The sequence below is a fragment of the Nonomuraea sp. NPDC048892 genome (assembly GCF_040649735.1).
In the GTDB taxonomy this organism is placed as follows: Bacteria; Actinomycetota; Actinomycetes; order Streptosporangiales; family Streptosporangiaceae; genus Nonomuraea; species Nonomuraea maheshkhaliensis.
The window spans coordinates 89,491-102,620 of the sequence record NZ_JBEZFZ010000008.1 but is presented as its reverse complement, the minus strand read 5'-3'; the positions used below and the strand labels follow the sequence as shown (position 1 = coordinate 102,620).

The 13,130-nt window shown below is 71.3% G+C and carries 13 protein-coding genes; 7 read left to right on the top strand and 6 right to left on the bottom strand.

From position 1 onward, the window contains the following. Nucleotides 1-43 precede the first annotated feature (43 nt). Nucleotides 44-1,522, top strand: a complete 1,479-nt coding sequence (locus AB0C28_RS27010) for an Nramp family divalent metal transporter (protein WP_357850550.1) — start codon at nt 44-46, stop codon at nt 1,520-1,522. A gap of 110 nt (nt 1,523-1,632) precedes the next feature. Continuing rightward, a complete protein-coding gene (locus AB0C28_RS27005) occupies nt 1,633-2,238 on the top strand; it encodes a hypothetical protein (RefSeq protein ID WP_358078282.1) in 606 nt (201 codons plus the stop codon). Between the two features lie 76 nt (nt 2,239-2,314). Here the strand turns inward: AB0C28_RS27005 and AB0C28_RS27000 are convergent, their stop codons facing one another. After that, complete coding sequence (locus AB0C28_RS27000) at nt 2,315-3,292, bottom strand: hypothetical protein (RefSeq protein WP_357850544.1); 978 nt, start codon at nt 3,290-3,292, stop codon at nt 2,315-2,317. A 238-nt stretch (nt 3,293-3,530) separates the two neighbouring features. Here AB0C28_RS27000 and AB0C28_RS26995 point away from each other — a divergent pair, with 238 nt between their 5' ends. Both AB0C28_RS26995 and AB0C28_RS26990 read left to right on the top strand, forming a co-directional pair. Then, entirely contained in the window at nt 3,531-4,709 is a 1,179-nt protein-coding gene (locus AB0C28_RS26995) for an MFS transporter (protein ID WP_357850541.1), read from the top strand. A 60-nt stretch (nt 4,710-4,769) separates the two neighbouring features. Next, nucleotides 4,770-5,039: a GlsB/YeaQ/YmgE family stress response membrane protein gene (locus tag AB0C28_RS26990; protein ID WP_357850538.1), complete on the top strand. Its 270-nt coding sequence runs from the start codon at nt 4,770-4,772 to the stop codon at nt 5,037-5,039. A gap of 171 nt (nt 5,040-5,210) precedes the next feature. On the opposite strand, the gene AB0C28_RS26985 is transcribed toward AB0C28_RS26990, so the two are convergent. Both AB0C28_RS26985 and AB0C28_RS26980 read right to left on the bottom strand, forming a co-directional pair. Further along, nucleotides 5,211-6,203 (bottom strand): sporulation protein, encoded by a 993-nt coding sequence (locus AB0C28_RS26985; protein ID WP_358078279.1) that lies wholly within the window; start codon nt 6,201-6,203, stop codon nt 5,211-5,213. Between the two features lie 87 nt (nt 6,204-6,290). Continuing rightward, nucleotides 6,291-7,676: a xylan 1,4-beta-xylosidase gene (locus AB0C28_RS26980; RefSeq protein WP_358078276.1), complete on the bottom strand. Its 1,386-nt coding sequence runs from the start codon at nt 7,674-7,676 to the stop codon at nt 6,291-6,293. A gap of 290 nt (nt 7,677-7,966) precedes the next feature. Here AB0C28_RS26980 and AB0C28_RS26975 point away from each other — a divergent pair, with 290 nt between their 5' ends. Further along, nucleotides 7,967-8,614, top strand: a complete 648-nt coding sequence (locus AB0C28_RS26975; protein ID WP_358078273.1) for a TetR/AcrR family transcriptional regulator — start codon at nt 7,967-7,969, stop codon at nt 8,612-8,614. Between the two features lie 94 nt (nt 8,615-8,708). After that, entirely contained in the window at nt 8,709-10,823 is a 2,115-nt protein-coding gene (locus tag AB0C28_RS26970) for a SpoIIE family protein phosphatase (protein ID WP_358078270.1), read from the top strand. A 22-nt stretch (nt 10,824-10,845) separates the two neighbouring features. Here the strand turns inward: AB0C28_RS26970 and AB0C28_RS26965 are convergent, their stop codons facing one another. Next, entirely contained in the window at nt 10,846-11,226 is a 381-nt protein-coding gene (locus AB0C28_RS26965; RefSeq protein ID WP_358078267.1) for a hypothetical protein, read from the bottom strand. Nucleotides 11,227-11,369: 143 nt separating this feature from the next. On the opposite strand from AB0C28_RS26965, the gene AB0C28_RS26960 reads away from it, so the two are divergent. Further along, entirely contained in the window at nt 11,370-12,020 is a 651-nt protein-coding gene (locus AB0C28_RS26960) for a serine/threonine-protein kinase (RefSeq protein WP_357851392.1), read from the top strand. Here AB0C28_RS26960 and AB0C28_RS26955 read toward each other — a convergent pair. Then, on the bottom strand, nt 11,995-12,681 hold the full coding sequence (locus AB0C28_RS26955) for a response regulator transcription factor (RefSeq protein ID WP_357850521.1): 687 nt from the start codon (nt 12,679-12,681) through the stop codon (nt 11,995-11,997). The two genes, AB0C28_RS26960 and AB0C28_RS26955, sit on opposite strands and share 26 nt — an antisense overlap. A 35-nt stretch (nt 12,682-12,716) precedes the next feature. Continuing rightward, entirely contained in the window at nt 12,717-13,103 is a 387-nt protein-coding gene (locus AB0C28_RS26950; RefSeq protein ID WP_106249696.1) for a VOC family protein, read from the bottom strand. Between the last annotated feature and the right edge of the window lie 27 nt (nt 13,104-13,130).

Below are 13,130 nucleotides of genomic sequence, written 5' to 3'. Positions count from 1 at the left end.
TGACCGCCCTTCGGGATCACCCTGAACGGCAGGAGGCACTGACATGTCGCACCCACTCGGAGTCAGCCGTCCCGATCTCGAAGTCACCGATCTGCCGACCCCGGAAGAGGTCTTCAAAGTCCCCCGGCTCGGCATCAAGGAACTGTTCAAGTACGCCGTCGGCCCCAGCCTGATCGCCCTGGGCATCTCGATCGGCAGCGGCGAGTGGCTGCTGGGCCCCCTCAGCGTGGGGCAGTACGGATTCGTCGGCGTCGGCTGGGTCATCGTGGTGTCGGCCCTGCTGCAGACGTTCTACAACGTCGAGTGCTCGCGCTACGTCCTCGCGACCGGCGAGACGCCGGTCGTCGGCTGGGGACGGGTGCCGCCGGGCTGGCCCCTGTGGGTGCCCCTGTCGGTGCTCATCGTGATCTTCGCCTTCATCGCGGGCGGGTGGGCCGCGTCGGCGGGTCAGGGCGTGTACGCGCTGGTCCACGGCGTCCCCCCGGGAGCGGACGACGTCGAGCCGCGGCTGTACGCCATCGGCCTGCTCGTGCTGGTGTTCCTCATCACCGCCGCCGCCCGCCGCATCAGCCGCGCCCTGGAGCTGGCCAACTGGGTCATGGTCGGCACCATCCTGATCGCCCTGCTGGCGGTGGACCTGCTCGTGGTGCCGTTCAGCCAGTGGTGGGAGGGCATCCGCGGCTTCCTCACCCCGGCCGCCCCGCCCGCCGGGATCACCGCCACCCAGCTCGGCGGCCTGGCCGGCTTCACCGCGCTGGCCTCGGGCCTCAACTGGTACGTCATGGGCCACTACCGGGACAAGGGCTACGGCATGGGCTACCGGGTCGGCTACATCTCCGGCCTGCGCGGAGAGCGGACGACCATCCTGGCCAGCGGCGTCACCTTCCCCGACGACGAACGCAACCGGAGCTTGTGGCGGCGCTGGTACCGGCTGCTCATGGTGGACATGTGGGGCGTGTTCTTCGTCGGCGCCATCCTCGGCATGCTGCTGCCCACCCTGCTCATGTCGCAGGCGGTCGCGATGTCGGGCGAGAAGCCGACGCGGGCGAACGTGCCCACGTTCGTGGCCACCGCGCTGGGCGACCAGTACGGGCAGGTCGTCTTCTACATCTCGCTGCTGGTGGGCGTGCTGATCCTGTTCTCCACCCAGCTCGGCATCTTCGAGGCGATGGTGCGGGTGACCACCGACGCGGCCAACGCGACGAGCCCGCGCCTGCGCCGGCTGATCGAGGGTGACCCTCGGCGCTTCTACTACCCGTTCATGCTCCTGCTGCTGGTGGTCATCTCGATCATCATCTTCCAGTCGCTGCCGGTGGGGCTCGTGGAGTGGTCGGCGAACATGTCGAACCTCGGCGCTCTGGTGTATCCGTTCCTGCTGATGTACCTCAACAGCAAGCTGCCGCGCCCGGCCCGCCCCAGGCCCTGGCACTACGTCATCCTCGTGCTCAACTTCCTGTTCTTCGGCTTCTTCTTCGTCAACTTCATCGCCGACTTCGTCGGGGATCCGCTGGTGACGTTCTGACCGGAGCCCGTCCGGGGCCCCTTTCAGGTTCGTCGAAGTGATCCGAATGGCTGTTCGGTCGCCGTTAGCGTGACCGGCGTACTGAACAGCACTTCGGAGGGAAAACCACCATGGCCTCGTCCTCGGGCCGCATGACCCGCGCCACCGTCCTCGGGCTGGCGGTGGCGCTGGGCGCCACCCTGCCCCTCGGCGCCACCGCCACGGCCTCCGCCGCGACGATCACCAAGACGTCCGCCCAAATGACCGCCCAAATGACCGCCCAGACGACCGGCGTCGCCGCGCAGCGGGTGAAGCTGTACGAGCTGGTGACCAAGGACGGCGGGTTCTTCTACACCGCGAGCGAGTCGGAGAAGCGCGACGCCGTCGCCAAGCACGGCTGGTCCACGACGCGGACGCCGCTGTACTACCTCTCGCCCGCCCCGTTCGCCGGCGGCAAGCCGCTCTACCGGCTGCGCTGGGCGAAGAAGGCCAGCTACATCGTCACCGGGTCGACGGCGGAGCGGGAGCGCCTGGTGACCTCGGGCGCGTTCCGCTATGAAGGCATCCTCGGGTACGCCCCCGGCTCGGCCGGCGCCGGCGGGGACGTGAAGGTGTTCCGGCTGTCGAACGACAACAAGTGGCGCCTCGCGATCGAGTCGCACACCCGCAAGATCCTGGCGGACGAGCCGGGCTGGAAGCTCGACGGCCCGCTGCTGTACCAGTTCGGCGAGGGCTGATCGGCACACCGTCTCGGCGTGCGCTGAGCATAGGACACTGAGGGGGCGCGCCGGGACGGCGCGCCCTTCTCGCGTGTCAGGCGCGGTGGAACAGTTCCAGCAGTTCCTCGGCGCGGCGGGTGCGACCCACCCACACCTCCCGGCCGCGCCGCTCCCTGGTGATCAGCCGCGCGGCCCGCAGCCGGTCACAGTGGTAGGTGATGCTGCTGGGCGCGACCTGGAGGTCGACCGCCAGCATGCTCATCGTCATGGGCCGGGCGATCTTGCACAGCAGGTCCGCGCGTACCGGGCCCATGAGCGCCGACAGCTCGTCCCGCGACGGGGCCGCGGGCCGGCGCCACAGGGACTCCGCGCCCGGCACCGGGTACGCGATCCACACGGCCTCCTCGTGATCCAGGCTGACGATCACGGCGTCCTTGCCGGCCAGCATCGGCACCAGGACGATCTTCCTGTTGCCGAGGTCGAACCGGCTGGACTCGACGTCCGAGATGAGCAGGCCGCTCTCGCCGTACGCGATGCGGTGGTTGAGCGAGCCCAGCAGCAGTTCGACCCCGCCGCGGACGGCGGCCAGCCCCACCCGGTTGACCTCCCTGTCGAGGAGGGGGCGGGCGCGCAGCCAGAGGGGTTCGACGGTGTTCCAGACCTCGGACAGGGCGCCGGCGTAGCCGTGCAGCCAGGCCGCGGGCTGTTCGGCGGCGAAGCGCCAGTGCACGGGCAGCGCTCCGCCGTGGAACGCCTGCTCCAGGTCGGCGATCAGGCGCTCGGGCGGCAGCTCGCGCAGGGCGCTGACCTGCACGGGGACGTCTCCGGCAGCGGGAGTGCTGGGGACGATGCAGTCGGGGACGACGGAGTAGCCGGGGGCGGCGAGCGAGCGCACCGCCTGGTGGCCTGGCCGGCCGACGCGAGACCTGAGCGCCTGGCGCCAGAGGTCCGGCAGGCCGCGGTGGCGGCCCGCGAGGGCGTCGCTGATCATGGCCACGGCCGTGAGGTGCGGAGAGATCGAGATGGAGAGCTGAGGAGTGGCGGTCATGCGCAGCTCACTCCATACGGTCATGCTGGTTACGTCGGCTCCTCGGGGGTTGACTCGATCGGGCAGTGAGTCAACTTATTCTGGACACTTTCTCCGGACTTACAACCCGATTGCAGGCCGGCCCGTTGCCGGGCGCCGCCCGCCGCGCGACCGCTTCGGGCGCTATGAGGCTGAGGGCCCCAGGGCCCCATCCTGCACGAAATATGGCCCTATATGGTCGTATACGTGCTTTGCGGGATAACGAAGCGGGAACGGCTGACCGATGTCTGAGCCGTGGCAGCGGCGGCGGGCGCTGGGCGTGCTGCTGGCCCACGCGGTGACCACACAGGTGGTCACGTTCGTGCTGCGGCCGACGATGTCGTACCGGGCGATCGAGCTGGACGTGCCACCCGCGTGGCTCGGCGTGCTCGGCGCGAGCTTCGCCATCGCCCCGTTGCTGCTGGCCCTGCCCGCAGGGCACGCGGCCGACCGGTACGGCGAGCGGCGCATGGCGGTGGCAGGGGCGCTGACGCTGGTGGCCGCGGGGGTCGCGTTCCTGACGCTCGGGCACACCGTCGCCGGGCTGGTCACGGCCGGGATCCTGCTCGGGACCGGCCACCTCGGCTGCGTCATCGCCCAGCAGGCGCTGGTGGCCAACACCACCCGGCGCGGCGGCCACGACGCGGCGTTCGGCCGCTACACGTTCGCCGCCTCGCTGGGCCAGGCGGCCGGGCCGGTGCTGATCTCCGTGTTCGGCGGCGAGCGGGCCATCCCCGACACCGGCACCATCTTCCTGTGGTCCTGCGGCCTGGCCGTGCTGCTCGTCGTGCTGTCGGCGCTGCTGGCCCGCAGCCCGCGCCCCGAGGCGGGCGAACGGGACGACAGCGGCGGCGTGCGCTCCCTGCTGCGCCGCCCCGGGCTCGCGTACGCGCTGATCACGAGCTGCGTCGTGCTGGCCGCCGTGGACATCACGCTCGTCTACCTGCCGGCCATGGGCACCGAGCACGGGCTCGCCGCCGGCACGGTCGGCCTGCTGCTGACCGTGCGCGGCCTGGCCTCCATGGCCTCGCGCTTCTTCCTCGGCCGCCTGTCCCAGGCGGTCGGGCGGCGCCGGCTCCTGGTCACCAGCACGGTCGCGGCGGCTGTGGCCATGCTCCTCACTCCCCTGCCGATGCCGCTGTGGCTGCTGCTGGGCGTCCTGCTCGTGCTGGGCTTCGGGCTCGGCGTGGGGCAGCCGCTGACCATGTCGTGGCTGGCCGAGTCGGCGCCGCCCGGCCTGCGCGGGCGGGCGATGTCGCTGCGGCTGGTCGGCAACCGCACCGGGCAGATCCTGCTGCCGGGCGCGGCGGGGCTGGTCGCGGCCGGGCTGGGGGCCGGGGGCGTCCTCATGGTCACGGCGCTCGGCCTCGGCTGGGCCGGCGTGGCCGCCAGGCGGCTGCCCGCGGACGGCACGAAACTCTGAGGGCCCGGTCGTTCGTTGACCCGGTGACGGAAGATCGCCTGGCCTTCTGGGAGGCGCAGCATGGAAATCACCGGAATCATCTCCGGCCTCATCATCGGCATCGTGATCGGCGTCCTGGGGCGGCTCGTCGTTCCCGGCCGCCAGCGCATCCCCATCTGGCTCACCATCGTGATCGGCGTGGTCGCCGCCCTGATCGGCACCACCATCGCCGCCGGGCTCGGCGTGGCCGACACAGGGGGCGTCGACTGGATCGAGCTGGTCATCCAGATCGCGCTGGCCGCGCTGGGGGTCTCGTTGACGGCCGGAATGTACGTCAAACGCCGCGAGTGACCCGGCCACGGGCGGCGGCCATCCGGCCGGACGGCCGCCGCCCGTGATCGGTGAAGCGGAGTCAGGGGTGCGTGGCGGGCGGGTCAGGTGGCACGGACGCCGCCGGGCACCCCTCCCTCCCCGGGTGCCGCGGAGGCGCCGGGCACCGCGGAGACTCCGGGCACCCCCGCGTCACCAGTCGCCGCCCTCCTCGTCCCCTTCGAAGAACTCCTCCACGACCTCTTCGACGACCTCACCGGCCACGAGCCCGCCGACCACCCCAGCGGCGCCGGCGGCGGCCACCATGCCGAGGCCGGGACCGCCGTGGTGCCCGCCGTGGTGCCCGCCGTGGTGCCCGCCGTGGTCATCGTGCTCGTAATGCCCGTGGTGGCCGCCGTACGAGGGGCCGGGGTGGCCGTACTGGGAGAGGCCGTCGAGCCAGCGGCCGAGCTCGCCGGCCCAGTCCGTGTGCAGGGCGTCCTCGTGGCTGACGTGGAAGCGGCCGATGGCGTCGCTGGAGGAGTAGCGGCCGCTGCGCTTGTCGGCCTCCAGGACCACCTCCAGCCCGGCCGGATCGGCCACGAAGGTCACCTCGACCTCGCCGACCACCCCCGCGTACCGGCCGGACGGGTAGAACTCGATCTCCTGGTAGAACGGCAGCTCCTGGCGCACGCCGTACAGCCGCCCGGCCTCCAGGTCGGCCGACTTGAACGCGAAGCCGAGCCCCAGGAACGCCTCCAGGATGCGCAGCTGCGACGGCAGCGGCTCGACGGCCACCATGTCGAGGTCGCCCTTGTCGACGGCCTTGGCGATGGCCAGCTCGGTGCGCACGCCCACCGCCATGCCGGTCAGCGGCTGCCCGCCGATCTCGCTGATCGGGGCCTCCCACGGGACCGGCAGCCGGAAGTCGATCACGCGGTCCTCGCCCTTGCGCAGCGTGAAGGGGCCGGAGACCTGGGCGCGGGAGAACTCGCCGAGCCCGGCCGCCTCACCGTCGCCGTGCTCGATCTCGACCCTGGCCACCAGGCCGAGGGTGACGTGCTCGATCTCGGCGTCGAAGTCACCGCCCTTGAGCCGTACCTCTCCCTCCAGCGTGCCGCCCGGCTGGGTCCGCGGCGTGGACAGCACGGTGTCCACCGAGGGCGCGCCGACGCCGAACGCGCCCAGCATCCTTTTGAAGACCACGGGTCTGTACTCCCCTGTCGAAGATCGTTTTTCTGCCGCCGCGTCAACGATCGGCACGGGGCCGGAGTTCCGGCCCTCCCCGACAGGTCAGCGGCCGCTCCATTTGATCTCGTACGCCTTGAGCGCGAACTCCTTGCCGTCCACGGTCGTGCTGACCGCCTTGTCCGTCGTGTTCACCAGCAGCAGCTGCTCCGGCTGGGCCAGCACCCTGACCGCGGGGTCGGACGATTCCACGGACTCGAGCTGCGCCCCGGCGGGGAACCACTTGGCGAAGCCGGTCACGAGCCGGCCGGTCGGCGTCAGGGCCCCGCTGCGCGGCTCCCACATGCAGCCCTGGCACGGGCCCTGCTTGGCCTGCGGGTTCCAGTAGAGCGCGGTGGCGACGCCGCTGCGGGCGAACTCCATCATGGACGCCGCCTGGACGGCCAGGCGCTTGGGTTCGTCCCACTTGGTGCCGTCCTCGGGCACGAAGTACCACTCCGACCACCAGACCGGCAGGTCGTCGGTCTTCTCGCGCAGCCACTTGGTGACCGCGCTGAACTTGCTCAGCGCCCCGAACTCGTCGGGCAGCAGTTCGTGCGCGTCGGTGACCGAGGCGCCGTCGACCACGATGAAGTCGGCGCCCTTCTTGTTCTCGTACCAATAATTGAACGCGTCGAGGACGTTCTGGTTGACGACGCCCCAGTCGCCGCGCAGCTCCGAGTCGCCGCCGCTGTTGCTGTCGAAGCCGAGGTACGGCCCGCCGACCAGCGCGTCGGGACGGGCGGCCTTCACCGCGTCGTAGACCTTGTTGTACAGCTGGGTGTAGCCCTTGTAGTCCGCGGGCTTGGCGTGGTCCTTCCAGAAGCCCTTGAACTCGTTCCACACCATGAAGTACTTGACGTCCTTGTACCGGGTGGCGACCGCGGCCGAGAGCTTGGCGAAGTCGTCGAAGTGCTCGGGGTAGGGGGCGTCCTCCAGGTGCTCGCCCCAGGCCGACTCCTCCGTGGGGCCTTCAGGGCCGCCCTTCATCCAGTCGGGCGCGCAGCAGAGCGTGATCACCGGAGTGGCCCGCGACTGCCGCATGACGTTCATCCGGCTGTCGAGGTCTTCCCAGAAGTACTGACCGGGGTACGGCTCGGGGTTGAGCGCGCCGAAGCCCATGATGTGCTGGTTCTGCAGCATCGGCGTACCGGCGAGGTTGCCGGCGACGGCCTGCTCGAACTCCTGCGTGACGTTGTTGGCGCTGACGCCGGTGTGGGTGAAGCCCCAGCGGGGCCAGCCCTCGTCCACCGACGGTGGCTTGGCCGCGGGGCTCGCGCTCCGCGTCTCGGGCGCGGCGCTGCTCTCCGTCGCCGGCGGCGGGGCCCCCTGCTCCGCCTGACCCGTCGCGCCGCAGCTCGCCATGACGACGGCCAGGGCGCTCGCCCCGGCCGCGTAGGTGGTGGCCCTGCCAAACCGCCGCCACCACGATCCCCCGGTTGTCCTTGCCACCCGATTCTCACCTGATCCCAACGCTGAACATGCCGCTCGTAGCGTTCCATGGCGGGACCGACAGGGGCACATAGGGGGCAAAGACTCACAGCTAATCGTTATGTGCGGGCGGTTGCGGATCAGCGGAACAGAGCGTCCGGTACGGCGTCGGCGAGTGCCTGGTAGCCGGCGGGGTGAGGCGGCTCCTCCGTCGGTTTCGGGCACGATACCGAACGCCTGCCGCTGGCTTTTACCGGCACTTGTCGATCAAGTCATAGGTTCGGCGGCACACCCCGCCTAGGGTCGCGTCCATGGACTCTCCACCAGAAGGCGGTGAGCGGCAGCTGATCCTGCGGGTGGCCACCAAACTCTTCTCCGCGCTTGGCTATGACAGCACCTCCCTTGAGCAGATCGCCGACGCCGCCGGAGTGGACATACCGGCCATCAACGCACATGTCACCACTAAGCGGCAGCTCTACCTGGACGTCATGGAGCAGATCCGTGAGCTGGTCGCCTCCGCCCTCCAGCCCTACACCGACGAACTGGCGGCCACGCCGCCCGAAGGACGCGGGCCGGCGTTGCACCGGTTCCTCGACGCCTACATCGACATGTGCGTGGCCCATCCCGAGGTGCCCGCGCTGTGGATGCATCGCTGGCTGTCGGACGCCAGCGACATCTTCGAGGTGGAGGCGAGGGACGCCCAGCCGCTGACGCGGTATCTCGTGGCGAGCATCACCAGGCTGACCGAGCCGGTGCAGGCCGATCCGCTGCACCTCACGTACACGATGATCTGGTGTGTGCACGGCTTCGTCCTCAGCGGGGTGCTCGAGGGGCAGGGGCTCAGGAGCGGCGTCGACGACTCCGGTCAGTTGCGGCGCTTCCGCGCGCACATGCATCAGCTCTTCGGCCGGGTGCTATGGCTGCCCCCGCTCTCCGGCCCTGTTCCCGGCGGCGTGTGATCAGCCCCCTGCGCCTTATGCGTGTATTCTGCCCGTATGGGGGGTTTCAGGTGGTTGTCCGGTACCCGTCACATGAGCGTGGAGTGGTGAGACGGTGCCGGCGAGCAAGGTGTCGGCGCGCGGCGTGGCGAACGACTCGTCCCGCCTCGAAGAGCTGCTGATCAGCTCGGTCACCGGCACCGGCGCCCACGTCGGCGCGGTCTATGTCCTCGACAGGAGCGGCAACCTGCTGCGGATGGTCATCGAGATCGGCCTGCCCACCTCGATCGCGCGATCGTTCGCCCGGATCAGGCTGACCGAGGCGATTCCGCTCTCCGTCGCGGTCCGCGAACAACGCTTCATCTGGATCAGCGGCCGTGAGCACCTGGCCCGCGAGTTCCCCGGCGTGGCCCTGTCGCTCCCGTACCAGTTCGCGGCCGCGCTGGCCCCGGTCTGCGCCGGTGACACCGTCGTCGGCGGGTTCTTCCTGCTGTGGCCTGCCGGGCGCGTCAACGAGCTCGACCCCGGCCAGCTCGACATCATCAGCGACACCTGCGCCCGGCTCGGCGAGCTGATCAAGCGTGCGGCGGAACGCGGCCGGCCCATCACCGCCGGGTCCCAGCCGCGCGTCCTCGGCCCGCGCCCGTCCCAGGAGGCGGACCCGAGAGCCGACCTGGTCGCGCTGGAGCTGGTCAACCGGCTGCCCGAGGGGTTCTGCGGGCTGGACGTGGACGGCCGCGTGACACTGATCAGCGCGCAGGCCTCCGATCTGCTCGACCTGCGCCCGGCCGACGTGGTCGGCAAACGGCTGTGGGAGGTGCTGCCCTGGCTGGGCGATCCCGCGTACGAGGGCCGCTACCGCGCCGCGGTCATCAGCCGCCGGATCACCCGCTTCGTCGCCCGCAACCCCGAAGGGCGGCGGCTGACGTTCGAGCTGTGTCCCGGGCTGTCCGGCCTCACCGTGCGCATCGCCCCGGCCCCCGCGACGCGCGGCTCCGCGCTCGAACCGGTGGACATCGTGACCCCGCCCCGGATGATCGCCGTGCACGACATCCTGCGGCTGGCCACCTCCCTCGCGCGGGCGATGACCGCGCAGGAGGTGATCGACCAGGTCGCCGACCACATCATGCCCGTCTACGACATCCAGGCCCTGGCCATCCTCACCGGCAAGGGCGGACGGCTGCGGGTGGTCGCCTCGCGCGGCTACAGCCCGCGGGCGGTCGAGGAGTTCGACAGCCGCGGCGCGATCCCGCCGGCCCAGGGGGACGCGCTGACGCCTGCGTTCTTCGGCAGCCGGGAAGAGCTGCGCGAGGCGTACCCGGACGCCGTGTGCTCCGACGACATGAGCGCGTGGGCGTTCCTGCCGCTGATCACGTCGAGCCGTCCCATCGGGACGTGCGTCCTGGCCTACGACCGCCCGCACGAGTTCGGCGCCGACGAGCGGGCCTCACTGATCGCCCTCTCCGGGCTGATCGCGCAGGCGTTCGAGCGCGCCCGTCTCTACGACGTCAAGCACCAGCTCGCCCAGTGCCTGCAGTCGAGCCTGCTGCCGCGCACACTCCCCCACCTGCCCGGCCTGGACGTGGCGGCCAGATATGTGCCGGCCACCCCTGGCATGGACATCGGCGGCGACTTCTACGACCTGATCCGGCTCAGCGACACCAAGGTCGCCGCCGTCATCGGCGACGTGCAGGGGCACGACGTGACCGCCGCCGCTCTGATGGGGCAGGTGCGCACGGCCGTCCGCGCCCACGCGACCGCCGGGGCCAGCCCGGGCGAGGTGCTCGCGCACACCAACCGGCTGCTCACCGAACTCGCCCCCGACCGCTTCACCAGTTGCCTGTACGTCGCCTTCGACCTGCGCCGGCACACCGCCTGCCTGGCCAGCGCCGGGCACCCGCCGCCCGTGCTGGGCCGGCCCGGCGCCCCCGGGCAGGTCGTCGAGACCCCACCCGGGCTGCTGCTCGGCATCGACCCCGACGCCGAGTACGTGACTGTGGACGTACCGCTCCCACCGGACTCCGTGATGATGCTCTACACGGACGGGCTCATCGAGGAGCCCGGCCTCGACCTGGGCGACTGCATCGCCGCCCTGGCCGCCGGCTTCACGCCGTCGCCGCGCCACCCGCTGCACGCCCTGGCCGACTCGCTCATCGCGCAGGCCGGGATCGAGCGGCGCATGGACGACATCGCGCTGCTGCTCGTACGGAACGGCCGCGCGCGGGCGTGACTCGACGTACGGCGAGCGTTGCTCAACGCACGGGCGACAGGCGCAGCACCGCCTTGCTGCCCGACAACGACAGGATGCGCACGCCGATGCCGTTGACCGAGCCGGAGGAGCCGCGGCCGAGCACCGCCTGCGACGACACGTACGCCCCTGTGCCCCGCACCTTCACCATGCTGGAGTTGAAGGCGATGGCCAGCCGGGTGATGCCGAAGCGGGAGCTGACCCGGAACGACACGCTCTTGGTGAGGGTGAGCTTGCACTTGCCGTCGTAGCAGGCCCGGAGGTTCGGCTTGGCGGTCGCGGTCGCGGTCGCGGAGGCGGCGGTGGCGGCGGTCGCGTGCGCGGCGACCGGGGTCAGGACGAGGGACGCGGTCACGGCGAGCGCGGTGGCGATCTTGGCGGACATGGTCCTCCTTGCTGTCCGGAGATGTCATGAGGTTTTACGAAATCGGTAACCCTGATCAATGGTGCGGCGATGCCTCCGGGACCGGTCCCGGGGAAACCCTGCGTGATCGTTCTCTCACTCGTTAGCCTCTTTTCGTGCGCTTGATGCAGGGGCGGTCCGCAACGGGGAGGCTCGCGGCACGCCGGGGCACGACCGTGGACGGACGTTACCGGCTGACGCGGCCCCTCGCGCGCGGACGTACCGGCGAGGTGTGGCTCGCCCGCGATCTGGAGCTGGGCCGCGATGTCGCGCTCAAACGGGTGGCAGTCGAGGGCACGGCCGGACTCGACCGGCTGTGGGCCGAGGCGCGGGCGCCGGCCAGGTTCAGCCATCCGCACGTGGTCACCCTGCACCACGCCGTGCGCGCGGGCGGGCGGCGCGGGCTCGCGCTGTGGCTGGTGATGGAGCACGTCCCCGGCGGCAGCCTGGAAGGGCGGAGGCCGCTGCCGCCGGAGACGGCGGCGCGGATCGGGGCCCAGATCGCCGGCGCGCTGGCGGCGTTCCACGCGGAGGGCATCGTCCACTGCGACATCAAACCGGGCAACGTGGTCGTCACCGGGGACGGCACGGCCAAGGTGGCCGACTTCGGGGCCGCGTACCGGGTGGGGGGCGCGGAGACGATCACCCCGAACAGCGCGGTCAGCTACACGCCCGGCTACGCCGCGCCCGAGGTGGTGCGGGGGCGGCCCGAGCCCGCGTCGGACGTCGCTTTCGGTGACGGGCCGCGGGCTACCGGGGCGGCTCGCGCAGGATGAAACCGGTGCCGCCGGCGGAGTGGAGCATGCGCGGGTGGCCGTCCGACTCCAGCTTGCGGCGCAGCCCGCCGACGAACGCGTCCACCGGGCTGCCCGTGACCTCGAAGTCGTAGCCCCAGACGCGTTCGAGCAGCAGCGTGCGCGACATCGCCAGGCCGGCGTTGCGTGCCAGCACCTCCAGCAGGCCGAACTCGCGCCGCGTCACCCGCACCTCACGGCCCTCCAGCGTGACCCGGCGGGCGGCGGGGTCGAGGGTGAGCGGGCCGACCTCGACGGTGGCGGCGGGTGCGGGGGCGATGTGGCGCAGCAGCGCGCGCAGGCGCAGGACCAGCTCGTACAGGTCGAACGGTTTGATCACGCAGTCGTCGGCCCCGGCGGCCAGCCCGGCCACGCGCTCCTCGACCTCGTCCCGTTCCGCGAGGATCAGCACCGGCGCGTGCGTGCCCGCCTCACGTAATCGGGCGCACACCTCGATGCCCGACATGCCGGGCATCGAGACGTCCAGCAGGATCGCGTCAGGAGGAGCGTCTCTGACGCTGTCCAGGGCGAGCGGCCCGGAATCGACGGTGTCGACGGCGAAGCCCTCCATGCGCAGGCCGCGCCAGAGCGCGCGCTGCAGCGTCTGGTCGTCGTCCACGGCGAGAATCCGGTAGGCGGTCATGCGCGTGCTCCTCCGCGGTGCTCGCGGCCCCGGCGTCAGCGGGCGTCGCGCCGCAACGGGTGGTCGGCCGGAACCTGCACCAGAACGATACGGTGACCGTCGGGATCGGCGATCCACAACTCGATCAATCCCCAGGGTTCTGTGCGGGCCTCGCGGAGAACGGTGACGCCGGCCCGCCGGAGGCGTTCCTCCTCGCGGGCGACGTCGCGTACCTGCATCCACAGCGACACACCGGGCCCGGCGCCGTCCGGGGAACTGCCCGACAGCTCCAGCAGTCCCTGGCCCAGGAAGAAGACGACGCCGGGGTGGTCCGGCGGGCCGAACTCGCGGTAGACGGCCAGGCCGAGCGTCTCAGCGTAGAAGCGGCGGCTGCGGGCCGGGTCGCGGGGACGCAACAGCACACGACTGCTCAGCACCTCCATGCCGGACCCCTTCCCCGCTCGCCCAGC

Bases quoted from the DNA above. Each gene is read 5' to 3' on its own strand.
- AB0C28_RS26995 (WP_357850541.1), top strand. From the start codon at position 3,531: ATGTCTGAGCCGTGGCAGCGGCGGCGGGCGCTGGGCGTGCTGCTGGCC.
- AB0C28_RS27005 (WP_358078282.1), top strand. From the start codon at position 1,633: ATGGCCTCGTCCTCGGGCCGCATGACCCGCGCCACCGTCCTCGGGCTG.
- AB0C28_RS27010 (WP_357850550.1), top strand. From the start codon at position 44: ATGTCGCACCCACTCGGAGTCAGCCGTCCCGATCTCGAAGTCACCGAT.
- AB0C28_RS27000 (WP_357850544.1), bottom strand. From the start codon at position 3,292: ATGACCGTATGGAGTGAGCTGCGCATGACCGCCACTCCTCAGCTCTCC.
- AB0C28_RS26990 (WP_357850538.1), top strand. From the start codon at position 4,770: ATGGAAATCACCGGAATCATCTCCGGCCTCATCATCGGCATCGTGATC.
- AB0C28_RS26950 (WP_106249696.1), bottom strand. From the start codon at position 13,103: ATGGAGGTGCTGAGCAGTCGTGTGCTGTTGCGTCCCCGCGACCCGGCC.
- AB0C28_RS26975 (WP_358078273.1), top strand. From the start codon at position 7,967: ATGGACTCTCCACCAGAAGGCGGTGAGCGGCAGCTGATCCTGCGGGTG.
- AB0C28_RS26955 (WP_357850521.1), bottom strand. From the start codon at position 12,681: ATGACCGCCTACCGGATTCTCGCCGTGGACGACGACCAGACGCTGCAG.
- AB0C28_RS26960 (WP_357851392.1), top strand. From the start codon at position 11,370: ATGCAGGGGCGGTCCGCAACGGGGAGGCTCGCGGCACGCCGGGGCACG.
- AB0C28_RS26965 (WP_358078267.1), bottom strand. From the start codon at position 11,226: ATGTCCGCCAAGATCGCCACCGCGCTCGCCGTGACCGCGTCCCTCGTC.